Below are 24,845 nucleotides of genomic sequence, written 5' to 3'. Positions count from 1 at the left end.
TAAAGCTTGGTCGAAGTAGGATGCTTCGACCGAGCCAATTCGATTTAGGTCACAAGGATAGTATGAGTAAGATTTATCACTCAGGTTGGCAGACCCAATTTACACAGCTAGACGATAAAGACAGCGACTTTTTACAAGAGGCGCTCTCTTTACTGTCTCAAGTGTCTCGCTCCGCGCTAGACAATCCCGATGCGCTTATTACTCATGTTTCGCGCTTAATTGCAGAGATTGACAATAAACTCTCGAAACAGATGGATGAGTTATTGCATCATCCAGAGTTTGAGGCACTGCAAACCAACTGGCTTGGGCTTCAAGGCTTAGCCACCCTGCCCGTTAATTACCAACGCACTCAACTCAAGCTGCTCAATATGAGTTGGGAAGAAGTGTCTTCCGACGTCAATCAAGCCTACAGCACCAAAACGTCTGAGCTGTATAACAAGATCGGCAACCAAGAGTTAAACACCTTAGGCGGACATCCATTCGGTTGCTTGCTGTTCACACAACCTATCGCGGCAGATATGGATTTCGAATCCGACTACGATGATTTATTCACCGTCGAACTATTGAGCCGCTTGGGTGAAGCCACGTTATGTCCAATGCTATTTGCTCCGAATCGCGATTTCTTTGTCGAATCCGGCGCAGACTGGCTGTCTGACATCAACCGAATCGAGAAGATCCTCGCCAGCCCTGATTACCAATCGTGGCAGTCTTTACGCAGTAAGTCCTCTGCGCGTTTTGTCGGTTTAGTGATGCCAGAAATGTGCATGCGTACACGTTATCAAAACGCCAAAGTGGGATTCATCTACAACGAGAAACAAAACGGACTTTGGGGCAATGCGGGCTTTGCGTTTGTATCCACCATTATGCGAGAACATCAACGTGTGAGTTGGTTTGGCTTCTTAAAATCTCGCTGGAACGATAACAACCAAGGTGCCGTGGTCAATCAAAGCCAAAGCGATAGCCATTTTCTGATTCAACCACAAACCAAAGTGACTTTATTTGGACAACTGTCGACCTTCTACAGTCGCAGCGGTTTTATCCCTCTTACTAAGAGTCCTTTGAGCGACAAGTTCTACTTCAATGGTAACAATTCGATTTGGCACAACAGCGAGTCTGATAACGAGAAAGTTCTCACTCAAATCCAAACGTCATTGATGTCTTGCCGCATTGCGCATTATCTCAAAGTACAAGCGCGAGAGATGATTGGCAGCTTCAAAACAGCTGCTGAGTGTGAGTTGTTCCTCTCTCAATGGATAGAAAAGTTCTCTAGCAATGTTGCGTACGCCAACGAAGAAACCCTATCAAAATACCCATTAAGTTTTGCAAAGATCAGCGTGTGCGATTCCGACCATCATCCGGGCAATTTCGTCTGTACTTTGCGTATCGTCCCGCAATATCAATACGACCATTTCAGTGGCGAAGTCGTGCTGACAACAGAATTGGATGAGGTGGCGTAATGAGTTTTTGGCGTACCTTTGTGCAAACTGCCCCTACGACTCGTCGAGATGATATCGAGGACATCAAGTATCACCTCACTCGTCTGTTTGATTCGGAAGCGTCACTGATGAGCATTGATGATCGATTAACCGAAGTGCAGCGCTCTAACTATCGTTTTGGCATCGAGGATGTGCACCTGTTGAGTGCCAGTCTCGACCACCAGCAATTAGCCCTCAAACTAGAAAACTACATTCGACATTTCGAGCCACGCCTTAGCCAAGTCATGGTTGAACTGGTTGAGCGCAAAGCGGGAGAAAACACCATCGCTTTCAATATTGTCGCCAAAGCCAAAACGGCACAGGGCGAAAAAGAGTTGATTTTTGATTCCAAGATTTCATTAAGCGACATGACCACCAACATGAAGGAGGATTTGTATGAGTGATCCTCTACTGCGTTATTACGAACAAGAGCTGACTTTTGTCCGTCGAGCCCTCGGTCAATTTGGTTCTGAACATCCAGAACACGCACAACGCCTCAATATCCATCAGGGACAAATCGAAGATCCAAGTTTGGCTCGCTTATTGGATGGTGTGGCACTACTGAATGCCAACGTCGAAAAACGTCTATCTGAGCAAATCCCTGAAGTTGTCGAAGGATTACTTGGCGTACTCTACCCAAGTTACATTCAAACGGTACCGAGTGTGGCGTATCTAGAAATGAGCACAGACGCGCCTTCCACCGACAGCACGACGCTTCCCAAAGGCACACGCTTTTCTTCCGAGTCTCAAGGCAAAACATGTTTGTTCACCACAACGGATGAACTCAAAACTACACCATTTGCACTGATTGACACCAAGGCAAGCAGCGCGCCCTTTGACTTCAATCGCCCACAAGGCAGTGAACAAACTACCGCCGTTATTCAGCTCACTCTGTCTACTGGCGATGATGATGTGCATTTCAGTCAATTAGCGTTAGAAGATCTCGACTTCTTCGTTCAAGGTTTCGAGAACAATGCGGATTCCTTGGTTGAACTGCTGCTCAGTGAAGCGCGTGCAATATCGATTTCCGACATCAATGGTGAGAATCACACTGTCTTAGCTGCCAATCAGCTCAAGAGCAGAATCAGCGATAAGCAGTTTCAATTTCTGCCACAAAAAGGCAATCAATTTTCTGGCTACCATTTGATGAACGAATTTTTCTTCTTCAAAGAGAAACGTCAGTTCTTCCGTCTTAAAGGCTTTGGTGAAGCGTGTCAGCAACATGATTGCTCCACTGTGGTATTAAACCTGTTTATGCACTCTTTACCGATGGAGTTTATCCGTCTTTTCGACAACCAAGTGTTTAAGCTCAATGTGGTGCCTGCGGTGAACCTCTTCGAGCAGACGGGCGAACCAACGAGTTATGACCAACGCAGCCTTACCATTCCTGTTAATGCCGATGCGCATACCGATAATGAGATTCAAGTGGTCGACATTTTGGATGTGTTTGAGATTACGTCGAGCGGTCAAAAACTGCTGACGCCACTGTTTAAAGACAGTTACCAAAGCGACCCACATTGTGATTACTGGCAAAGCCGAAAAGATTCCACAGGTGAACTGCGATTGGCGATAAGCCTAAATGCCAACCAAGAACTCGAATTCAACAAACTCTATGGCACTCGCCTTCTTTGTACCAATGGCAAACAAGCATGCACCATCAATGGTGAGATGACATGTTTAGAGCCAATCGATTTACCCGGTGATTTTCATTCGCTCTACCCACCGTCAGCTCCGATAGAACGTGAATCTGACGCTAATATGCATTGGCAGTTTATCGGGCTCCTGAACAGTAACTTCTCGTCTCTGCTGCACTCTGAAGATCCTACTCAACAGCTTAAGCAAATGCTGCAATTGTGTAGCCGCAATCAGTTAGTAAGCGATGAAATTCAGATGATTCAGTCAGTTAAAGTGCGCTCGCAGGTTTCATCGATGCGTATTCTTGGTAAGAACGTCTTCTCTCCGGGCACAGAGATTGAAATCACTCTCGATACCTCTGGTAACTATCTGACTTTCACCGATGTGTTGAATCGCTTCTTCCAACAGTTCTGTAGTTTTGATCGCTACATTCAGCTCACAATTCGTCTTTATGGCAAAGATGGCATTGCGAGGCGTTATCCAAAAATCCACGGGAGCCAGCGCTCGATGTAGCATGGAAGATAGATGATGTCGATGTCACTGATTAACGATTTAAAAGCGAACCCACATGAGTATGACTTTGCTCAAGCAATGCGATTGCTGATGCAAATGGCAAAACAGTCTGGGCACAAGCTGAAGTTAGAGCTCAAAGCGGAAGCCATGCCCCATGGTGATGCCGACGATATTCAATACTTTTCGTTCAGTGACCACAGCGCCAAGGTTCGCATTGCGCAGCAAGCACTATCTGGTGCACAAGGGGTTATCCCCAACTACATCTATGAAGAATTGTTGTTTGCGTTGCATAACGATGATCATGCACTGAAGGACTTTTTAGACGTATTCAATCAACGCCATTTTGAACTTGCCGCGCAGCTAGAACTCGCTCCTCACCTCTTGGTTCAGAAAGAGCTGGCGAAAGAAAAAACCGATTTACTCAAACAACTGGCGAACCTGAAACACGAACACGGCGCGCTGTTCCAGTATTCACTGTTGTTCGCTCAAGGGCATCGTAACTTAGAAACGTTAGAGCAGATCCTTAACGACTACTTCCCTTACCAAATCGATGTGTCGACTAAGAGCCATGAACGTCGTCAGTTACCAGCAAGTTCTCTTACCCGTTTGGGACAGAAAGACGACTACAACAGCGGGATCGGGCAAGGTTTCCTCATTGGCAAAACGTGCATGACTTACAACCAGCATTTGGTGGTGAGTATCCAGCCTGCCAACCGCAAAGAGCTGCATCAAATTCATAGAGATACTCAGTTGGCGAGCCACATGCGCCAGCTCATTCAACATTATTTACGAGACGCCACGCCGATTTCTATTTATCTCAACGTTAAGCGTGCGTATCTCGAAAAACCAAGGCTATCTGCTCAACCAGATCAAGCCGCAAAATTGGGTGAAGTGGATTGCCTCGCCCCAGAACGTAAACTTACAGAGCGGATTCGGATTCTTCTGAAATAGCTAGGTGGACACCGCGACGACAAAGAAGGTTATCGCGCAAAAGACAAGGATAAGGTTATGACACAAGTAACGCTGACAAATTTAGTCGCCAAGTTATCGCCAGAATTAAAACGTGCATTGGAAGCTTCTGCGGGTGCAGCTATGAACCAAGGCGTTGCTGCCATTGAGCCAGAACATTGGCTGCTCACGCTATTGAATCAGCAAGACATGCACTTAAAAACTCTGATTGAAAGTCAGAAGATCAACCAAGATCAACTTGCCAGTGAACTAGCAAATCGCATCGAGAGCTTACCAAAAGTACAAGACAGCCAACCAACGCTCAGCCATGCACTGACTGAACTTCTAAAAGACGCTTGGATGATTGCCTCCGTTAACTATGGTCATGGCGAAATCATCAGCTTGCATCTCGTTCAAGCGCTGCTACAACAGAACGTCATGGGCGTATCGAGCAACAATCTCGAGTCACTACAGAACGTGTCGACCGAGTCCCTGCAAGGTTTAATCAACAAAACGCCAGTTAAGCGAGCAACGCAAAAAAGCACAGGTGAAGCAAGTTCAGCAGCAAACACAGCAAGCGCGAACGACGCATTAAGCAAGTACACCATCAACCTGACTCAACAAGCGATTGAAGGCAATATCGACCCGATTTCTGGGCGTAATTCTGAAGTAAGAAAAGCCATCGATATTCTTTGTCGTAAACGCCAGAACAACCCTATTTTTGTTGGTGAGCCGGGCGTGGGTAAAACCGCTGTCGTTGAAGGCTTAGCGCTGAGAATCGCAGCAGATGAAGTACCAAGTGCGCTGCAAGGCGTTCAGCTCCATTCGCTTGATTTAGGGCTGTTACAAGCAGGTGCAAGCGTCAAAGGCGAATTTGAAAATCGCCTTAAAGACGTCATCAACGAAGTGAAAAACAGCGATGTGCCAATCATTGTATTTATTGATGAAGCACATACGCTTATCGGCGCTGGGGGTGCAGCAGGACAAAATGATGCTGCCAACCTATTGAAACCGGCTCTTGCGCGTGGTGAGTTCAAAACCATTGCCGCAACAACATGGGCAGAGTACAAAAAGTACTTTGAGAAAGATCCAGCTCTGACTCGCCGTTTCCAAGTCGTGACTGTAGAAGAGCCAAATGCGGAAGATGCCAAACAAATGCTGCGTGGCATTGCGGCTTCATTGCAAAAGCACCACGGCGCTTTTATTACAGAATCCGCCATTGATGCGGCGGTTAACCTATCTATTCGCTACTTACCTTCTCGCCAATTGCCAGATAAAGCGATCAGCCTGCTCGATACCGCCAGTGCGCGTATTGCTTTAACTCAAGGCGCAAAACCAGAAGTGATTGAAGCGTTAGAGCAAACCATTCGTTATCAGCAAAACGAGCAGTCAGCTTTAGAGAAAGAGTTTGATTTGTTCGGCACTGGCGCAGAAGAAATTGCCGAACTGAAGCAAGAAATCGCCACTAACCAATCTCAATTAGCTGCCTACCAAACGCGTTGGGAGCAAGAGATTACATTGGTTGATGAGATTAAAGTGCTTCAACAAAGCATCACAGAAAGTGAAGCGCCGGACGAAGCTCAACAAAACCAGTTGAATGCCCTTTTCGACCAATTACGTGAGCTTCAAGGTGAAGAGCCGTTAGTTAATGCGATGGTGGATGATGCGACCATTGCTCAAGTCATTTCCGGTTGGACAGGCATTCCCGTCGGCAACATGATGAGTGATGAAATCGCTCGCCTATTGTCACTAGAATCAGAGCTAGATAAGCGCGTTATCGGTCAAAACGTGGCGAAGCAAGAACTGGCAAAAGCGATTCGAATCTCACGCGCTGGCTTAACAGATAATCGCAAGCCAATCGGTGTGTTCTTGATGTGTGGTCCAAGTGGTGTCGGTAAGACTGAAACCGCCATGGCACTCGCGGAGCAACTTTACGGAGGCAGCAACGATCTCACGGTTATCAACATGACCGAGTTTAAAGAAGAACACAAAATCTCAATGTTACTTGGTTCGCCTGCCGGTTATGTTGGCTTTGGTGAAGGTGGTGTACTGACCGAAGCGATTCGCCGCAATCCCTACTCTGTCTTGCTTTTGGATGAGATGGAAAAAGCACATCCGGGCGTACATGACCTCTTCTATCAAATCTTCGATAAAGGACATATCAAAGACAGCGAAGGTCGCACGGTAGATTTCAAAAACACCTTAATCATCATGACTTCTAACGCAGCTGACCAAGCGATTTGCGATGTGTGTGATGAAAACGCCGAACGCATCAGCAACGATGAACTGCTTGAAGCGATTCGTCCCGATCTACAACGCTACTTCAAACCTGCATTCTTAGGACGTACCACCATCGTGCCTTATTACCCACTCAACGATGATGAGTTGGCGAAGATCACCGAAATCGCGCTAAACCGCATTCGCAAAAAAACTGGCAGAACAGTATCAAGCGAGCTTTACGTGGGATGCAGGTTTTGTGGATTTGGTTGTCAGCAAAAACACCGACCCTACGACAGGTGGTCGCGCGGTTGAGCAAATCATTAACCGCTCTTTGATGCCGAAGTTGGCAGAAGAGTGCATCGCGCGCCTGAGCACACAACAACCGATTAGCCAAGTGACGGTCACCGCAGCGTCGACGCCACAGGGCTTTGAACTGGATATTCAGTAGTAACGAATCATGATGTTTAGAAGCGTACATTCACCCCATCTCGTCACCACCTCGATTCTTGTTCAAGAGGCGGCGGTCAGCTGTGGGGTGAGTCTTTTCCGCAAAATAACCAAGCTGGTTTCATCGCTGTTTATTTTGCTTGGTGCCCTATTCTCGTTTGAAGCATGGGCGCAAGTTTGGATTGGTCCCGACCGATTACTGCTTGCGACCCACAAATGGGCACCATACCAAACTCACCAGAATCAAAACATGGATGGGTTTGCGCTCAATCGCGTCAAATGCGCGCTTGGCGAAATGGGACAACCTTACCAACTGACCATGACGGAATGGTCTGACGCACAGCTCCACGTACACAGTGGTCAACAGCACGGCTTTTTCGTCTCGCCGAAAACCAGAGAGCACGACAGCTACGCAACGTTGTCTGCTCCTATTACCGAGCAAAATTTGCGTTGGTATTTTGGTCCCGGTGTAGAGCCTAAGCTTGATGATTTGTCAAAGTTGAACCTTAAGTTCTCGGCAGAATTTGGCTCAAGCACATGGTTTTGGCTGAAACGTAATGGATACAACGTCGTTAAGCAGCCACGAGATGCTAAGGTTTTACTAAGGCTTTTAAAACAAAGAGAAATTGACGTCGCACTGGAAGATGAACGAGTGTTCCACACGGAAATAAGCCAAGCCTCTCTTCCAAGCGATTACTTCTATTCTCAAGTATTCGAAACCAAACCAATGGGCGTGTATTTCTCTAACCGCTTTTTGGACAAATATTCTGGTTTCTTAACCGCTTTCAACACAGCGTTGGCAAAATGCGAGGGATAACAAGTGGCGATCAGCATACATTTGATTTCTGTACCCTCTGAAGAGGTGGTGACTTCAAGAGTCATCTATCTGCCCGAGTCTGGCGGGCAGTTTGGGCGTTCTGCTTCTTGTGAAGTGGCATTGCCCGATCAATCAAAACGCATCTCGCGTATTCATGGACAAATTCGCCTCACTGAAACAGGTTATTTGGTGAAGAGTACCGGCAAGAACCCGGCTCGCCTCAACGATAAAGCCATGGTGAGAGATAAAGATTACCCACTCAACGATGGCGACATTTTAAAGATCGAAAGCTATTCGATGTTGGTATCAACACTCACGTCGAGCAAAGCGCCTGTCGAAGAGCAATCCGATGACCTCTTTGCGACCAAGTTCGACCTGCAACTAGAAGACAATGTCGATTTTCTCGATGAAGGTGACATCGTCGAACCCGTGAAATCGGAAGTTCATTACTCCCACCAGAATGTAATGAGCGATGACCCGTTCTCTTCCGACCCGTTTGAAGACATCGATGATGATGAACTGACGGATCACGTTGAAGTGGATGAAGTGTCGAAACAGCAGCAAGCAATGGAGCGTTCTACGGAGATTGAGTATCTTCCGGGCGACCATCTTCCAACGTCAGAGCTGGAAGCCTCCATCGAAAAGCTGATTACGATTACCGAGAAGAATCAGCAATACCTTCGCAACCCACCACTTGCACATAATGCTTTGTTTGATGCCTTGGACAAAACGCTCGATCAGTTCCTCAATGAATTCGCGCCAAACCAACTAGAGAATCAATTTAGTGAATTTGTGTCTGGTGGACTGTTCAGTAGCAAAGACAAGAAGTATTGGAAAATCTACCGCAAGCACTTCCAACATCGACAAGACAACGGTGATTTTCGTCGTCAATTCAAAGCGATGTTTATGGAAAACATGCAAAAGCAAAGCGAGGAAAGCTGATGAAGATTTGGCTTAGTTTACTCGCTCTTGCTTTGGTGGGGTGTTCGTCTGACCCAAAACCGGTTGTCACGCAATATCAATTGGCGGTAAGCGCCGAGAAGACGATTAACCCAAGTGCTAACAACAGTACCAATCCCGTGGTAGTCCGCTTGTATCAACTGACCGATGCCCAGCAGTTTAAGCAATTGCCGTTTATCGATTTGTACAACGATGACGTAAGCCTTTTGGGCGCAAACTTGGTGTCGAAGCAAGTGCTGCCTGTGGTAATGCCAGACAGCAACAGCAAACAAACCTTAGACATCAACAAAACCACTCAGTACATCGGCGTATTGGTGGAGTTTGCCGAATATGATGCGAGCACGGCGACGGTAGTGACAACCACGCCTCAGGAAGAAGAACAATATATCCAGTTAAAGATCAGCGGTAACAAAGCAGCATTGCAAACCGTAACACCAGATTCGCCTTGGTGGGATGTCTTTTAACTCGATTCAGTAGATAGGGAAATCACGTGGACGCATATAAAAAAGTCGTTTGGCAAGAAGGCATGTTCATTGCCCCACAACACTTTCAACAACAAGACAGATACACACAAAACTACGTCAGACAAAACGTCGAAACGCTTGCCGGTTATGCCCCTTATTACGGCGTGACCGACTTGGTGATCAATCATGATCTTCTTAAAATTGGTAAGCTTTCCGTCTCTTCTAGCGCAGGGTTGTTCCCAGATGGCACGCATTTCGAACTGAAACGCGAAGTCGCCAGAGATGTACCGCACGGTACGATTGAGAAAATGGCTTACTTAGCACTGCCTGTTTCTCTTCAAGGCAATAATGACTACGCCAATGATGAATCGGAACAAAGCCGCTATCTAACGCGCACCATCAATGTGTTTGATACTTCAACCTCTGAAAATGCCAGCGTTGAGGTGGACGTCGCGCAGCTAAATATAGCGATTAAACTCGAAGGCGAAGACACTTCGGGCTTTACCCTCATTCCTTTCGCCAAGGTGTTGGAATGCAGCGAAACGGGCGAAGTGATGCTTGACCGCTCCTTTATTCCTGCGTGTTTGCATTATGGTGCATCACAGTTATTGGTTGAGCGTTTGAAAGAGATCCACGCCCTCACCTCCAACCGTGCCACCAGCTTGCTCAAACGTATTCAAGCCGGACAAGGGCAAAAGAGCCCACAGTCGATGATGCAGGATTACCTATGGCTGCAAACACTCAACACTTGGCTTCCGTGGTTTGATTTATCTTTGTCGAACCCTAAGTTTCAGACTCATCAGCTTTATTTGGAGCTACGCAAGTTTGAAGCGCAAGTCATGGCATCCACACCTGCGATTCCAGAGCCTTGCCAACCGTTGGATTTTCATCGCCTGTACGATTGCTTTAACCCGCTTTTTTCGAATCTGCGCAATATGCTCACGCTGGTTCAACAAGACTCGGTGATTGAGTTTGCGTTCGACACTTCATTATTTGAACGACGCCGCTTGCTGCGCACTTTGGTGAAAGATGGTCACAACCTGTCCGATCGCCGATTTGTTCTTAGTGTCCGTTCCAATATCAGCAGCACCGAGCTCAACGAGTTGTTCCCTGCGGCTGCCAAACTCAGCAGCAATAACAAGATTGTCGAGATCGTGCGTAATGCCCTTTCTGGCGTGCAACTGACGCCGCTTCCTGTTGCGCCAAGCGAGCTAAAACCGATGCAAGGCACAGCGTATTTTGAAGTGGATACGTTAGACCGCAATTGGTTAGAAATGATTGAAAACCGCGATGCACTTGCGCTGCACGTCGATACACGTGTTGGCGACCTAGAAGTGATGCTGTACGCACTGAGGTAGTAAGTTATGAACTATTTGGATGAAGATACCTTAGTTTGGGACAGCAGCGAAAACGACTTCGTGAATAAAGATACCGACATGCCAGACGTAAAGTGGTATTCGGTCAACGCTGCTCAAGCCAACATAGGGTTCTTACATCATTTCGACAAAGCCGAGAATCAGCTGATCAACATCAGTTCTGAGTTACTGGCAGTGACGCTCAAGATCAACACCTTGCCGGAGCCCGAAGACATCACCACGCTCAGGCATCAACTGGTGGCTTCCATCAATGAAATCAAAACCAAAGGCGCAGAGCTGACCTACCCAGTCGCCGTGATCGACAAGCTGTGCTTCCTGTATGCCGTGGTTTTGGATGAGTTGATTGTCTACACCGATTGGGGTGAAAAACGCGGATGGGAGAACAAAACCCTACTCAGTGAACTGTTTGGCATGCGCAACGGCGGTGAGCTTTTCTTTACTGTGGCAGAGAAAGCAGCGCGCCAACCGCACAAGCTGATCGACTTATTAGAAGTGGTTTATCTGTTTCTCAATATCGGCTTTAAAGGTCAGTACCGTGAAACGGGCAGCGAACAGCTAAAGAGTTTTACCTACCGTCTAGAACAGATTTTAAGTCAGTACCGACAAGCCGGTGGAATCTATTGCCATACTAAGGTTTCGGTACCTAAAACACGTAAGCCAACGCGCAAGAAACGTTACCTTGTCACCACACTATTTTTCCTAACTATCATTGGTTTGAGCGTTGCTCTGACCTATTTCTGGTACAACAAAACCAAACCACAGCGGGCACGTGATTTTGTCCAACTTGGTGAGTACAGCCAGCGCTATATTGAATCTGGTCGTGCAGAAGACATCGTTTATGTCAGCACTGACGACGATTTAAAAGGCAATAAAGTCGCGGCAAATACCACTCAACCACCTCGTCCAGTGCCGAGCCAACCAAAAGCCGTGACTCCACAAGCGAAAACTTCCACGCCAGAGACGAAGAGCGCTCTAATCACGAGCCCTACAGCAGACACTGATTGGCTGGTGCAGCTTGCAACCTTCTCCAATCTTAAAAACGCCGAGAAATTTATCGCCCAACTGCCGACATCCAACTATCAACCCGTCGCGGATAACATCAACTCCTACGTTCGCGTCATCGTTCGATGTGATAACTCAGAGCAAGCTAAAACCATCAATAACTGGTATCGAGAGAATGCCAACGTCAACGGCTTAGTGGTGCATAACAAAAACAAACAAAGCGAGGTTGAGTCACGATGACGCAAGACAACCCAAACACACCAACCAGGAAAAAGGCAATCATTTGGAGCTCAGTTACCCTTCTGCTTCTGGCAATCTTGGGCGGCTTGCTGACTTGGCTTGTTGCGTATCCTGATTTCTTATGGACAGGAGTCATCACGACAACCATTGTGGCACTACTGTCTGCTGGGCTTTGCTTTTGGTTAATCAATCGCAAGGTGAAAAAGAGTCTTGAGCAAGACCAAGAACGTGCACTAATCATCAAACGATCCAGGTTACTCGCTTTCCACTTCAAGAAAATGCTCGGCGTACAAAAACGTAAAAAGCGCTTAACCAGCCGTTACGATCAGCCGATTTACCTGTTACTCAGTGATAACCCAAGCAAAGACAAAAGCATCATCACGCAGATGGGTTACGAAGCTTATAAAGTGGATGATTTTGGCAACGACATTGAGTTTCCGATTCTGTTTTGGCTCAGTGAACACTCCATTCTGATTTCCGTCAGCATGGGCGAAGATCAGCAACCGCTTTACTTAAAAACCCTGTGCCAATGCCTCAATAAATGGCGCCCGAGACAAGCAATTAACGGCTTGTTGCTAACCACAGAAATTGAACAGTTAGTCAGCAATAGTGAAACCCTTTCACAAAAAGCTGACCAATTGAAATCGCAAATCAAAGCATTCAATCGTTCATTTGGTTTGAACTTACCTGTCTACAATGTCCTAACCAACATGGGTCAAGTAAGCGATTTCTGTCAGTTCTTTTCTGCGTTTGATGAAGCGAGACGCAATGAAGTATTCGGCGCCACCAGCCCAGTGCAAAAGCATGGTGGCATAGACGCCGATTGGTTCAATGACGAATACGACCACCTCATTGGTCAGTTAATCTCGAACATGAGCAACGCGTTGGGAGCACAGCTTAACCAAGATTTCCGTAATGCCATTTGTGGGGCGCCATACCAATTTGGTCTACTTAAACAGGATTTGTGGCACTTCTTACAACGCTTGCACCGAGGCGACCAATACACAGATGGACTCAACTTCCGCGGCTTCTACTTTACCCACAGTGGCAGTGATTTCGCACAGCATGATTTACTGGCAAATGTCGTCAATCAATCCCTCGGCAATGAGCAATATCAACAGCACCAACAAATGCCCGTTCAACAAACCTTGTTTGCTCAGCATTTGATGTCTCATGTCGTGCTAAATGAAAACACTTTAGTCGGGGTTAACCGCCATAAAGAGAATTGGTTGTGGTTCAGCCAAACCGCCTACACCCTAATTTGGCTCGGTTTATTGATTGGTACACTGACGATTCTCAAGCTCGACTTCGATTATCAAACCAATCGTGAAGCCAAAGCCGATGGCATGTTAGAGCGTTACAAAGAAGCGATCGCAGCACAGCCATACAGCAAAGAAGATTTGGTGGGCAACATTCCAAACCTGTACACCATGCATCGCATTTACGCGCTATATCAGGAGTCTGAACCTTGGTATACATTGCCATTCCTACCGAATGCGACCATCAAACCAGAAGTTGAAGCGGCTTACACTAAAGAGCTGCAACAAGTGCTGATCCCTTCTATGGCGCACACCATTGAGAGCGACTTGTATGTGTATGTGAACTTAGAAGATCAAGCCAGAACGCTCGAATTGTTGAATGACTATCGACTGTTGTTTGATAAAAATCGTACCAACATTGAAGAGTTGAAGAGCTACTTTTTGGCGAACTTAGAGCATCAAGGCGAAGCAGACAAAACTAACGTCGCTCAGCTTAAAGTGTTGCTCGACGACGTGTTTAACCAGCACTTGGTGGCGATAACTACCAATCAAGAACTTGAAGGGCTGGCGAAGCAAGTCATCAATCAATCCAACATAGAGACGCTACTCTACCAACACATTTTGAATGATCATGCGTACGAGAAGCGCATCGACGTGCGTAAAGAACTTGGCTCCAACTTCAACCAAATATACCAATTCAAACCTGGTTACGTTGGTTATTTCGTGCCTTACTTGTACACGCCGACTGGCTTTAACGAGCTGGATCTTTCGGTGGAATCTCCTCTTCTTATCGAAGCGTTATCCGCTTATGAAGGCATCGCAGGACAAGCACCAAGTGCACTAGAAATGCACCGAATCAGCCACGATTTGAAACGCATGTACCAGAACGATTACATCAATTACTGGCGCGATTTTATTAACAGCATCGAGGTGAAAACCATTTCCGGTTCTGAGCAGTTAAATGCCAGCTTGAACGTGCTCAACAATGCCTCAAACAATCCAATGTCTAAGCTGTTTACCACCATCAGCAACTACACTTCGGTTCTTCTACCTGAGCCAAAAGATGCGAAGAAGAAAACCGATGAAGAGATTGCCGATGCTGCGCAAGACAACGAGAAAAAGGAATCCGCTCGACAAATCACACTGACGTTTAATGATTTCCATAAACAAGTGACACCAGACGATCAGGGTAAGAAACCAATAGATTCCGTTCTGGAAGGTTTTGCGAACACGGCCAAATGGCTCGATCAGTTCTACAAATCCAACACGCCAGACAAAGTGGCTTACGAAACGCTATCAGCCGGTTTAAAAGCGCAAAACCCTGTCGCACAGTTGGCGTCACTGACCGATTCCCAACCACCGCTATCCGGTGAAGTGATTGACTATGTGACAGTACAAACCAATGAGTTGGTAATGAACTTAGCTCACCAATACCTTAATAGTATGTGGAACAGCGAAGTCTACCAGCCTTATGAAAACACCATCGCGGCTTTCTACCCGTTTAAGAAAAGTGCCAACAGCGATGCAAGCGCAGCGGATGTTGCTGCCTTCTTTAAAACCGATGGCACATTGGACACCTTCTATCAAACCATGTTGAAAGGCTTCTCGACAGAGCAACGTGCGCCGTTTATGTCCGGCTTACTGCCAAATACTGGCTTTGCGTTAGATCCTGCGATTTGGCTGATGTTTGACAAAGCCAAAGACATTCGCTCTGCCCTGTTTTTAGCTGACCCGAAAAACGTCGCGATTCAATTCCAGATGAAACCAACAGAGATGAGCTCGGCACTGACTGAGTTTTCCATTCGTGCTGAAAAACCGATTTTCACCTATCAACACGGTCCGATGCTGTGGACACAACAAAGCTGGAAAGGCGATTCTGTCGCGCAAGATGCACTAACGGTGCGTCTGCAAAAACAAGCAACGCCGATTGCTAATGAGCAGTTTAAAGGCAGTTGGGCATGGTTCCGCTTGATTGAACCGCGCGTCACTTCAACCTCTTCGCAAAGTACCCAGCTTGAGTTTGATTACAATGGTGATAAGGTTCGCTTAACGATTAAAACTCAAGGTCAGAACAATCCGTTCGTGCCAAATTTCTTTGCGGGCTTTGTGTTACCGGCGAGCATTTAGTGATGAACACGTTCGCCAATCAAACCCTGTTTAGAGCCTGTGGCGTTACTTATGTAGCGCCTCTGAGCGAAAACGTGTTTCAGTGCGAGCACAAACTTTATGGCACTGTGGTCATCAAGATAGCGCGCAGCTTAGCTGAGAAGCGGGCTTTGATGGCGGAAGCCGACTTTCTATCCAAATACGCGTCGGATTACTGGGCGAACTTTCATGGTTACGGCTCGCAAAACCACGCCGACTGGTTAATGAGCCAATATCTGGAAGGCAAAACACTTAATGCGATAGAACCTGATTTATTACCTCAAGATTTAATAAGCAAGCTTGAATTCGCTTTGCTCAATCTACACAAAACGGGATATCTGCATGGCGATTTCAAGCCACATAACGTCATCGTGACGCCAAATAGCCAAGTTCGGCTTATCGACTTTGGCAGTGTGATTCGAGTTGCTGCTAAATACCGAGAGCATTCACATACAACCGTTAGCCGAGCCTATAGTGCGACACGCCCTTGTCTGCGTATCGGTCAGGCAAGTAAGAACGATGATTTCTATGCCTTGGCAATGACCTTGCTCAGCTGCCACGATCAACATCCCTTTGCCGGTCTCTCGCTACAACAAGCGGCAGAACTGCTACCTACCCCAAGCAACATTGATTTACCAACACGCTACCAAGTTCTGATACAAAAAGAGTGGCAACGAATGCGCCACTCTTTGAAGCTCTAGGAATTCAACGCTCTAAGCTCTCTGGCTTACGCGTCTGATGATTTCGACTTCAGATACTTCTCAATATCCACCTCATCAACCTGTTCGGCTGGCATAAACTTGTTGGCATAGTCACGGTAAACACCGCTTTCTAAGAACAACAAGAACAAGTCCATATCCAAATGCTCGTCCAGTGCCATCTTGTACATGATGTCGACCGCAACACTTACTGGCTTGGCTTTCTTGTAAGGTCGATCCCCTGCGGTTAACGCTTCAAAAATATCCGCAATCACCAAGATGCGTTCTGGGGTCGATAAATCTTCCGCACTTAAGCGACGCGGATAGCCAGTGCCTTTTAACGTCTCATGGTGAGTCGAAGCATAACGCGGCACGTTACTTAACTCCGGAGGGAATGGCAGTGCACCCAGCATTTTGATGCCACTGATCATGTGCTCGTTAATTTTGAAGCGGTCTTCTGGTGTTAACGTACCGCGGGAAATGGTCAGGTTGTACACTTCACCCAAGTTATATTGATGTTCTGGCACTTGCACCTTAATGCCATGTTCTGGTGCAAATTCCATTGGGCGAACGCGTTCAATAATATGGTCAGGCTTATCCGCTAAAAGGTTTTCAACCACTGGCAGCGTCACGTCAGATTTTGGCTTAATCATTTCTTCAAATGGAGAAAGACCAAGATGATCATCATAGTGGCGCAACCAAGTTTGCTGGGCGATTTGTTTAATGCGCTCAATCTTCTCGTCACTCATGAACTCGCCACCCACGTTGGCGTTGGCCACAAATCGGAAGTCTTCGTCCAACTGCACAACTCGTTGGTCGAACTTGGCTTGCGCTTCTTCTTTGGACTGCTCACCAGTGGATATCGACTTCCACATTTCCACCTCAGCGTCTCGTCTTAGTACCTCGAAGCGAGTGCGAATTTCATTAATACGGTTGTAGTTGGCTTCCAGTTTAGTGCCTTTATCAACGATGTGTTCTGGCGTGGTGATCTTACCGCAATCATGTAACCAAGCCGCGATACGGAATTCACGTCGTTCATCGTCATTGTTGAATTTAAAGTCTTTGAACTTACCGGTGTCGCACTTCTCTACGGCCTCTGCCAGCATCAAGCCAATTTCTGGAATACGATTACAGTGCCCCGCAGTATAAGGAGACTTGTCATCGATCGCTTGCGCGATAAGGCGAATAAAGGCTTCAACAAACTCTTCTTGCTGTTGCTCGTGATGCTGAATCTCTTGCGTCATTTCAGTGACCGAATCAGACAAATCAGAAACTTCTTTAATGCGCGTTTCGACGGCTATTAGTTGGTCAAACTCTCGGTTTTTAATTTTAATGGTTTCTTTTCGAAGATCCAAAATAGGACGAACTATAGGAGCTCCTACCTTCCACGCCAAAGGGAATAAAATAACCATCACAACAGAAGTAAACGCAATAGATTTAGACAATCGGTTGGTGACGGCATCGGTGACTACTTGCTCCGAAACTAAGACGGCAAAGTAATCACTCGTTCCACGTGTAGACTGCAGTTTAGTGATATAAAGGAACCGATTTTCACCCTCGATGTTTACTTTGTTCATCATATCATGCTTGTCTTTTTGAGTAGCTAATTCATAGATCTCCGGATATGGCGCAAAACTGCCTCGCCATTGATGAGGCTTAAACCATTTCTTTTCCAAGGCTGCTTTCTGTTCTGGTGTAATACTATTTATCGCCTGATTGAGAATTTTCATCAATGCGCCATTTTCTGCTTTCATGAACAGAGAAAATTCGAGTGGTGACTCGGTTAGTTTCGTCACGTGGATATTGGTTATTTTAACCAGTCTCTTCATTTCAGCCATGGTCAAGTAGCTATCGACTAGATACTGTATGTCCCCCATATGTAGCGCTCTTTTTGCTAAATCTAGGTTAGGTTGTTCAATGATATTTAACGTGGGATAACGCTCGATTAACCACTGTTTCATCCCAAAACCTGCAACTACTCCTACAGTTTGGTTGGAAAGCTCACTCAATGAAGTTGGTAAAGGATTATCTATTTTCGCAGCTATCGCCAATTGAGCTGAAAATATCGGAAGGCTTTGAACACCTAACTCAGTTGGAGAACCAAGAACAGGTTGAAGAATATCGATTTCTCTCTTGCGGTATTTTTTGACCAGCTCTTCTGAACTAAAGCCATTGACGAACTCTAAAATCATGCCCGTTTTTTCTGCAACGAGCTTTAACACATCGATGGCGTACCCCCCGGGCTCGCCACTCTCGGTGTAATCGTATGGCCCCCAATCATTTTGGTTGGATACCACAAATTCTTTTCCCTTCAATAACGCCTTTTGTTCTTCATTAAGAGACAAAGGTAACGAATCAGGAATCTCGACTTCATGAAATACGTTGATGCTCGAAGCGATGACCTCACCTCGATTATTAAAAATGAATGACTCTACACCATCATTTTTTCTCATACCGAGTTCGGTTGCGCTGATTTCCTCATTTAACGAGGAAAGCACGGTATCGACACCGATAACGGCACCTTTACTTCGAACTGAATAGGATTGCCCGGTGATTTTCAAATGCTGGAAGAGGTATGGGTCGGTCTTGTACACGCTCGCTCTTGAAGCGTTATCGAACCAAGGCCTTCGGGATGGATAAAAGTTACTTTTCTGTTCTGTTTGACGAACAATTTCAAGTGCATCAGAGTAATAAAACGTTTGTCTAATTCGCGCTTCACCATCCCCTGTGATTCTGATAGTTACCCAACGCTCATCCGCTGTCGCATCAATTTTTTCTCTAACACCGGAGGAAGACTCTAAGTTAATGACTTGGAAAAAATTCTCATCATTATTCGCAAAATAGATACTATAAAAAACTGGGTTATCAATAAGCGTTTGAATGAACACTCGTTGAATCTCATCGACACTAAACTCAGTATCACTAAAGTCAGCGACGCTTCTCAATATACTCGCACTACTTGTCGCACTGGCGTCGATTTGATGAATATGACTACTGACATCTTTGGCTGTCATTGTTAAGCGCGTCAGTATGTGCTCTTCCGACATCTGCTTACCAAAATAGAACTGCATGCCGATCCCAAGCAAAGCCGTTACTGCCGTAGCAGATATGAAGAGACAGCCAACGGTGAACTTAATCGAAAATTTACGAGGAGTACCTGATTTAGTCTTCACGCTATAACGCCCTCCGATGGCTTCAACAACAAACTCAGCAACTCGCTTTATCAAAGCAACCTGAAGCATGTACTTTTCAAGTCTAGTACATGTTATTCAGAGACTTGCGTCGCATACGGGCAAAGATCGCTTTTAGGCAATAAAAAGATTCATCACGGATTAGTAGGAGCTAAAAACAATAACGGTAGTAAGTGAGATGATTCGGTCGCAATCGTAAAAAATACGACTGTTCTTCAAACTACTAGGTGAGCATGGCAAATATATCGAAGCGGTTGTGATGGATAGAGTCGACCAACCCAACAAACTAAAAAGGATAATGTCAATCAAACGAACGGGGTATCGAGATATAGAATATTGCTTCTTAAAGATAAAAGCGGCTTTCCTGGGAAAGCCGCGATGATCCGAGAAGCCAGCAAACACTGGATGTTCTTCTTATTTTGAAACCTAGCCTTACAGTCCGCCTTCTTGCTGCGCCTGTTTTACTAATGCCTGACGTTGAGTTTCCGTTTCAGAGTTCACTTTCTGTTCCTTGTGCGTTTCCTGATCCATATCTGCCGGAATGAAAACAAAGTACTTGTTAAGAGTCATCGTAAGAACCTCAATTAATAGTGTTAAATCACCTTCTTGGTAAATGTAAACAACACCAGCAAAAACGACTTATGCCGGTTCCTTGTTGTAGGTTTCAAAAAATAGAGGATGTTTGTCTACTAAACATCCTCCATATGCAAGCTAATTATAGGAGGAGATCAAGGGCTTACCTAACACTGCTTTTCATCTTTTACGTAATCTTAGTTTCGATATCAGTATTGATACACCATACCCTTACGAGCTAACTCTATGTCACAAAAGAAAAAAATGATGCAGATTTTATTGGAACAGAGGATGAGAGGCGTTGATACTTAAAGCTCAATGCTTTGAGGCGCTTACTTCGTGAAAAATACCATTGATTTAAATTTGTATCGCTTTCTTTATCTGCTCAGCCAGCAGAAAACGCAGGCAAAAGTGTGTCACACCCTCGACATCAGCAAAGCGACTTTTACTCGGCAACTCGCCGAATGTCGCCAGCGATTTGATAACGAACTGTTCAATGCGGAGAAAGGGTTCTACACCCCCACTCTCCTTTGCCAGCAGCTATGTGAAGCCATAAGCGAGCCGTTAGAACAACTTGAGCAGATACCGCAACTGGCACAAAACTACAATGCGAATCAGCATGCGAACGAATACCTATTCAGCATTATCAATCCTCTTTCTGCCATGTTGACGATTCCTTTGGTCACCGCCCTCACAACAGAAGAGCAAAAGCCTAAGATCGCCTTTATTGATTGGTCGATTGAGAGCATAGAAAACCCCAAACGTGGTGCTGTCGCCATTGGTATTGGTGGTTTTCCGAATGAACTCAATGAAAGGATGGTAGAACGCAAAGTCAGCTCAGTGCCGATTTTCGCTTACGTCAATGATCAACACCCACTCAGTCAACAACAAGAAATTGAGCTGAGCGATATGGAGAACCTTGAAACTGTGCGCGTCTCAATGGGATCGCTCGATGTGAGCGCTTATTACGAGCGAATGCGTAAGTTAACTGGCGTGAATCTAGAACAAAAACTGACTGTCTCCTCCATGAGTGCTGCGCTAGATTGCGTCAAAGTCAGCCCGTATGTATTTGTTGGCATGTATATCGATGACCAAGAGCTGCCCACGGGCATTCGTCGACTGCCTTTGAAGTTAGAAGGCAAACCTATGATGTTTGACGTAGGTATTCAGTACCATCGTGCCTTCTACCAACATCCAATCATTGCTCAAGTAGAAGCCTTTATTAAACGAGCGCTTAGCTAAGCCACTAAATTCAATTGCCACATCGTTAACGAATACAAAAAAGCCGACCAATAAACAGGCCGGCTTCCTTCTTCAGTTTGTAGAACCTAAGATCTTGTCTTATTTGACCTCAGTGATATCACTTGGCTTCCAAGTGCCGTCGTACCAAGGTTCTAGTGGACCATATACTCGCAAGATGGTGAACCAACCTTTATTGGGTACGGTTTGAATCCAGTTTGCTTCTTTGCCTTTTGGTGCTTTCGGGCCAAAGTACAAGTCAATCGAGCCATCTGAGTTCTCAATCATCTCATCACGTTTGTCGTTCTTACTTGGGAACGGTTGGCTCGTTTGGAGCTCCGAACGTGTTTGCGTATCGTAAGCCACCACAGACCAGAAGTTCTTCGCAGGCACATTGGCAGGAATCGTCAGTTTGTAATTCTTTCCACCATCAAAGTACTCGCCTTGTGCAGACTTATCGACAATCGCGTATTTCGATCCTTTACCAACCATCTTCAATGCCATTGCAGGCGTGTTAACCGTTGCCATGTAGAAGAAATAGGTACGTGCATCTAGGTTTCGTCCACCGTTACCTTCTTCAATTAACCACTGATAATCATTGCCAATAAATGCGGTCTTCCAGTTACGATCGTTCCAAATATATGCATTCTCGGTGCGTGGGTTGAACATCAGTGCACGTGCCGTTGCATTACCAATCGCAGCACCATCTTCAAGGATCTTTTGCATGCGAGCATCCGGTGCAAATGGTTTGCCCTTCTGAATACCGATAGTCGCAATCAAACCACGCATTTCTGGGTCGATGAACTCAATCGGCTCTTTGTCGATCACCGTTTTGATTTCATCATAGAAATGGTCGTCGTTCGCATGGATAGTATTGAAAGACTTACCACTACCAGAGATAAACTCCATCTTCGGCTGTTCACCCTTCTTCGCCAGTGGGTAAATCTTCAAACCTGTGTGGTATGAGTTCACCGCGGCATCCGTCTTACCATCTTTCAGGAAGCCACGCGCAATAAACCAGTTGGTATAACTTGTCGATTGCGAAACATGGTAACCCTCAGGTACTGGACCCTCATAGTTTGGTGGCAAGATGAGGTATTTACCGCCCTGACCTTTATCTGGACCTACAACGCCCATATCGGTCACAAAACGGAAGAAGGCATCATTGACTGTAGTTGGCCCCATGCCCGGCGGAATTTCTACAACCGTTGGACCATCACGCTCTAAATCAAGAAACGCCGATGCGTAAACCGTGTCTGTGTTACCCGTTAAAAATAGCGGGTTTGAATCCATCAGATCATCAAACAGCATCACCTGATTTGAACTGGTTAGCCCCATCTTCTCATGCCCGACTCTCAACGCTTCCATAGAGGCCATAGGAATCGCGTTCATAAACACTTCTGTTGCACGCATGGTATCTAGATTGTTGTAGAGCGTATCCATGGTTTGTTGACTTGGCACGCCATCCTTGAAATTCAGAGTACCAATGCTGGTTTCAACCTTATCAGGTGTCATGATGCTTGATGGAATATCAGTGTTGTAAGCGCCTGTGCTTGCCATCACTGATGATGAAACCAATAGGCTAGTAATCAATGCGACACGTTTAAGTTGAGTCTTTAACATAAGAGTTTCCTGCGTTTTCAGTTGGGATGCATTTACTTTAGTCAAAGATAAAAATCATTTTTGACGCTCAATAGAATCAAAAATGCTGTCTAAAACGCTATGCAATGAAACTCACAATAATTGGCTATTAAAAACTGTCTACCAGGTCAATATTTAATCTTTTTTGAGAAATATTTAGCCTACTTTTTGGGTATATTCTGAGCAAAAAAGAGACAATACAAATGCGGAGTGAAAACACTCTGGCTCTACCCACTAAGCTCTGGGAGGCGTTATGAAAAGTAAAAAATTAGGTCATGTAATGTCATTCAGCAGAATGTTTTCCTTCATTGCCTTTCTGACAGCCACATTCGCTTGGGTATTAAGTATGTATGCCCTCTTTACGGTTTCCATTGTGGCACTTTTCGTCAGTGGATTGCTCTACTTGAATGACAGATTCGGCCATCACCCAAAAGGCAATGTAAAAGAAAAGAGCGCTTAGGCGCTCTTTGAGTTACTATAGAGTAAGAATGAAAAAAGGATGCCACTTGGGCATCCTTTTGCTTTTATCCGTTTACTGACTGCGGATTAAACGTCGTAAGTTGTAGACGCTGTGTCGCCACCTGTACCAGTCCAGTTAGTGTGGAAGAACTCACCACGTGGACGGTCAATACGCTCGTAAGTGTGAGCACCGAAGTAGTCACGTTGAGCTTGAAGCAGGTTCGCAGGTAGACGAGCTGTAGTGTAACCGTCTAGGAAAGATAGCGCTGAAATCGTACATGGCATTGGGATACCAGACTCTAGAGATTTCGCTGCTACTTTACGCCATGCTGCTAGGCTGCCTTGTAGGATGTTTTTGAAGTACTCATCAGAACCTAGGAATGCGATGTCTGGGTTCGCTTCGTACGCATCACGGATGTTGCCTAGGAACGCAGAACGGATGATACAACCACCACGCCACATTAGAGCTACGTTACCGTAGTTTAGGTCCCAACCATTCTCGTTAGACGCTTCGCGCATTAGCATGAAGCCTTGAGCGTAAGAAATGATCTTAGATGCTAGTAGCGCTTGACGTAGTGCATCAACCCACTCTTGCTTATCACCTTCAACTGGAGTGATTGTCTTGCCGAATAGAGACTCAGCTTCAACACGTTGGTCTTTCAGTGCAGATAGACAACGAGAGAATACAGACTCAGAGATAAGCGTTAGTGGAATACCTAGGTCTAGTGCGTTGATACCAGTCCATTTACCAGTACCTTTTTGGCCTGCTGTGTCTAGGATCTTCTCTACAAGAGCTTCACCGTCTTCATCTTTGTAGCCAAGGATGTCAGCAGTGATCTCAACAAGGTAGCTATCTAGCTCAGTCTTGTTCCAATCAGCAAATACCGCTTGCATCTCGTCAGCAGACATACCAAGACCATCTTTCATGAACTGGTAAGCTTCAGTGATAAGCTGCATGTCGCCGTATTCGATGCCGTTGTGTACCATCTTAACGAAGTGACCAGCACCGTCGTTACCAACCCAGTCACAACATGGTTCGCCAGCGTCAGTTTTTGCAGAGATACCTTGGAAGATTGGCTTAACCGCTTCCCAAGCTTCAGCAGCGCCGCCAGGCATGATTGAAGGACCAAAACGTGCACCTTCTTCACCACCAGATACACCAGTACCGATGAAGTGAATGCCTTTCTCACGGCAATGTGCTACGCGACGGTTTGTATCTGGGTAGTTAGTGTTACCACCGTCGATGATGATGTCGCCTTCGTCTAGAAGCGGAATTAGGTTGTCAATGAACGTGTCAACAACGTCACCTGCACGAACCATAAGCATCACTTTACGTGGCGTTTCTAGCTTCTCTACTAGTTCTTCTAGAGAGTATGCACCGATGATGTTTGTGCCTTTCGCTGGACCTTCCAGGAACTCGTCTACTTTAGCAGCAGTACGGTTGTGAGCCACAACTTTAAAGCCGTGGTCATTCATGTTTAGGATAAGGTTTTGACCCATTACAGCAAGGCCGATTACACCGATATCACCTTTCATTGTTTCT

17 protein-coding genes and 1 pseudogene are annotated in these 24,845 nt (G+C 45.9%); 14 read left to right on the top strand and 4 right to left on the bottom strand.

Annotated features, from left to right (window positions below; genetic code table 11):
- The first annotated feature begins 62 nt into the window (after window positions 1–62).
- The 12 genes and pseudogenes from C1S74_RS02335 (at window position 63) to C1S74_RS02280 (ending at window position 16,202) form a co-directional block, all read left to right on the top strand.
- Window positions 63–1,457, top strand: a complete 1,395-nt coding sequence (locus C1S74_RS02335) for a type VI secretion system contractile sheath domain-containing protein (RefSeq protein ID WP_045403185.1) — start codon at window positions 63–65, stop codon at window positions 1,455–1,457.
- Complete coding sequence (gene tssE / locus C1S74_RS02330) at window positions 1,457–1,879, top strand: type VI secretion system baseplate subunit TssE (protein WP_045403182.1); 423 nt, start codon at window positions 1,457–1,459, stop codon at window positions 1,877–1,879. The genes C1S74_RS02335 and tssE overlap by 1 nt, the downstream gene beginning before the upstream one ends.
- The gene (gene tssF, locus C1S74_RS02325) at window positions 1,872–3,623 is read left to right on the top strand and encodes a type VI secretion system baseplate subunit TssF (RefSeq protein WP_045403179.1); all 1,752 of its coding nucleotides are present in this window, start codon (window positions 1,872–1,874) and stop codon (window positions 3,621–3,623) included. Before tssE ends, tssF begins: the two co-directional genes overlap by 8 nt.
- Before the next feature lie 12 nt (window positions 3,624–3,635).
- A complete protein-coding gene (locus tag C1S74_RS02320; RefSeq protein ID WP_197064560.1) occupies window positions 3,636–4,574 on the top strand; it encodes a type VI secretion system baseplate subunit TssG in 939 nt (312 codons plus the stop codon).
- 57 nt (window positions 4,575–4,631) lie between these two features.
- Window positions 4,632–7,239, top strand: a pseudogene (gene tssH, locus C1S74_RS02315) (type VI secretion system ATPase TssH).
- 12 nt (window positions 7,240–7,251) lie between these two features.
- Entirely contained in the window at window positions 7,252–8,055 is an 804-nt protein-coding gene (locus C1S74_RS02310; RefSeq protein WP_231578968.1) for an ABC transporter substrate-binding protein, read from the top strand.
- 3 nt (window positions 8,056–8,058) lie between these two features.
- Window positions 8,059–8,997 (top strand): type VI secretion system-associated FHA domain protein, encoded by a 939-nt coding sequence (locus C1S74_RS02305; RefSeq protein WP_045403173.1) that lies wholly within the window; start codon window positions 8,059–8,061, stop codon window positions 8,995–8,997.
- A complete protein-coding gene (tssJ, locus tag C1S74_RS02300) occupies window positions 8,997–9,479 on the top strand; it encodes a type VI secretion system lipoprotein TssJ (RefSeq protein WP_045403171.1) in 483 nt (160 codons plus the stop codon). The genes C1S74_RS02305 and tssJ overlap by 1 nt, the downstream gene beginning before the upstream one ends.
- Window positions 9,480–9,505: 26 nt before the next feature.
- Complete coding sequence (gene tssK / locus C1S74_RS02295) at window positions 9,506–10,837, top strand: type VI secretion system baseplate subunit TssK (RefSeq protein WP_045403168.1); 1,332 nt, start codon at window positions 9,506–9,508, stop codon at window positions 10,835–10,837.
- A gap of 6 nt (window positions 10,838–10,843) precedes the next feature.
- Window positions 10,844–12,097: a type IVB secretion system protein IcmH/DotU gene (gene icmH, locus C1S74_RS02290; RefSeq protein WP_045403165.1), complete on the top strand. Its 1,254-nt coding sequence runs from the start codon at window positions 10,844–10,846 to the stop codon at window positions 12,095–12,097.
- On the top strand, window positions 12,094–15,483 hold the full coding sequence (gene tssM, locus C1S74_RS02285; protein WP_045403162.1) for a type VI secretion system membrane subunit TssM: 3,390 nt from the start codon (window positions 12,094–12,096) through the stop codon (window positions 15,481–15,483). The genes icmH and tssM overlap by 4 nt, the downstream gene beginning before the upstream one ends.
- A 2-nt stretch (window positions 15,484–15,485) precedes the next feature.
- Complete coding sequence (locus C1S74_RS02280; RefSeq protein ID WP_045403160.1) at window positions 15,486–16,202, top strand: protein kinase domain-containing protein; 717 nt, start codon at window positions 15,486–15,488, stop codon at window positions 16,200–16,202.
- A 26-nt stretch (window positions 16,203–16,228) separates the two neighbouring features.
- On the opposite strand, the gene C1S74_RS02275 is transcribed toward C1S74_RS02280, so the two are convergent.
- A complete protein-coding gene (locus C1S74_RS02275; RefSeq protein WP_045403312.1) occupies window positions 16,229–19,372 on the bottom strand; it encodes an HD domain-containing phosphohydrolase in 3,144 nt (1,047 codons plus the stop codon).
- 450 nt (window positions 19,373–19,822) lie between these two features.
- Window positions 19,823–19,960: a hypothetical protein gene (locus C1S74_RS26510; RefSeq protein ID WP_009704374.1), complete on the bottom strand. Its 138-nt coding sequence runs from the start codon at window positions 19,958–19,960 to the stop codon at window positions 19,823–19,825.
- A 342-nt stretch (window positions 19,961–20,302) separates the two neighbouring features.
- Here C1S74_RS26510 and C1S74_RS02270 point away from each other — a divergent pair, with 342 nt between their 5' ends.
- Window positions 20,303–21,205, top strand: a complete 903-nt coding sequence (locus C1S74_RS02270) for a LysR family transcriptional regulator (RefSeq protein WP_045403157.1) — start codon at window positions 20,303–20,305, stop codon at window positions 21,203–21,205.
- 99 nt (window positions 21,206–21,304) lie between these two features.
- Here C1S74_RS02270 and C1S74_RS02265 read toward each other — a convergent pair whose 3' ends face one another.
- Window positions 21,305–22,825, bottom strand: a complete 1,521-nt coding sequence (locus C1S74_RS02265) for a DUF1254 domain-containing protein (protein ID WP_045403154.1) — start codon at window positions 22,823–22,825, stop codon at window positions 21,305–21,307.
- 271 nt (window positions 22,826–23,096) lie between these two features.
- Here C1S74_RS02265 and C1S74_RS02260 point away from each other — a divergent pair, with 271 nt between their 5' ends.
- Window positions 23,097–23,303, top strand: a complete 207-nt coding sequence (locus C1S74_RS02260) for a hypothetical protein (protein WP_045403151.1) — start codon at window positions 23,097–23,099, stop codon at window positions 23,301–23,303.
- Window positions 23,304–23,389: 86 nt separating this feature from the next.
- Here C1S74_RS02260 and gnd read toward each other — a convergent pair whose 3' ends face one another.
- A complete protein-coding gene (gene gnd, locus C1S74_RS02255) occupies window positions 23,390–24,838 on the bottom strand; it encodes a decarboxylating NADP(+)-dependent phosphogluconate dehydrogenase (RefSeq protein WP_045403148.1) in 1,449 nt (482 codons plus the stop codon).
- Between the last annotated feature and the right edge of the window lie 7 nt (window positions 24,839–24,845).

This window comes from Vibrio hyugaensis, assembly GCF_002906655.1.
GTDB classification, from domain to species: Bacteria; Pseudomonadota; Gammaproteobacteria; order Enterobacterales; family Vibrionaceae; genus Vibrio; species Vibrio hyugaensis.
This window is presented reverse-complemented; position numbering and strand designations above follow the sequence as displayed.

Excerpts from the sequence above, each read along its gene's own strand:
- C1S74_RS02335 (WP_045403185.1), top strand. The coding sequence starts at position 63 with ATGAGTAAGATTTATCACTCAGGTTGGCAGACCCAATTTACACAGCTA.
- tssE (WP_045403182.1), top strand. The coding sequence starts at position 1,457 with ATGAGTTTTTGGCGTACCTTTGTGCAAACTGCCCCTACGACTCGTCGA.
- tssF (WP_045403179.1), top strand. The coding sequence starts at position 1,872 with ATGAGTGATCCTCTACTGCGTTATTACGAACAAGAGCTGACTTTTGTC.
- C1S74_RS02320 (WP_197064560.1), top strand. The coding sequence starts at position 3,636 with ATGATGTCGATGTCACTGATTAACGATTTAAAAGCGAACCCACATGAG.
- C1S74_RS02310 (WP_231578968.1), top strand. The coding sequence starts at position 7,252 with ATGTTTAGAAGCGTACATTCACCCCATCTCGTCACCACCTCGATTCTT.
- tssJ (WP_045403171.1), top strand. The coding sequence starts at position 8,997 with ATGAAGATTTGGCTTAGTTTACTCGCTCTTGCTTTGGTGGGGTGTTCG.
- icmH (WP_045403165.1), top strand. The coding sequence starts at position 10,844 with ATGAACTATTTGGATGAAGATACCTTAGTTTGGGACAGCAGCGAAAAC.
- tssM (WP_045403162.1), top strand. The coding sequence starts at position 12,094 with ATGACGCAAGACAACCCAAACACACCAACCAGGAAAAAGGCAATCATT.
- C1S74_RS02280 (WP_045403160.1), top strand. The coding sequence starts at position 15,486 with ATGAACACGTTCGCCAATCAAACCCTGTTTAGAGCCTGTGGCGTTACT.
- C1S74_RS26510 (WP_009704374.1), bottom strand. The coding sequence starts at position 19,960 with ATGACTCTTAACAAGTACTTTGTTTTCATTCCGGCAGATATGGATCAG.
- C1S74_RS02265 (WP_045403154.1), bottom strand. The coding sequence starts at position 22,825 with ATGTTAAAGACTCAACTTAAACGTGTCGCATTGATTACTAGCCTATTG.
- C1S74_RS02260 (WP_045403151.1), top strand. The coding sequence starts at position 23,097 with ATGAAAAGTAAAAAATTAGGTCATGTAATGTCATTCAGCAGAATGTTT.
- gnd (WP_045403148.1), bottom strand. The coding sequence starts at position 24,838 with ATGAAAGGTGATATCGGTGTAATCGGCCTTGCTGTAATGGGTCAAAAC.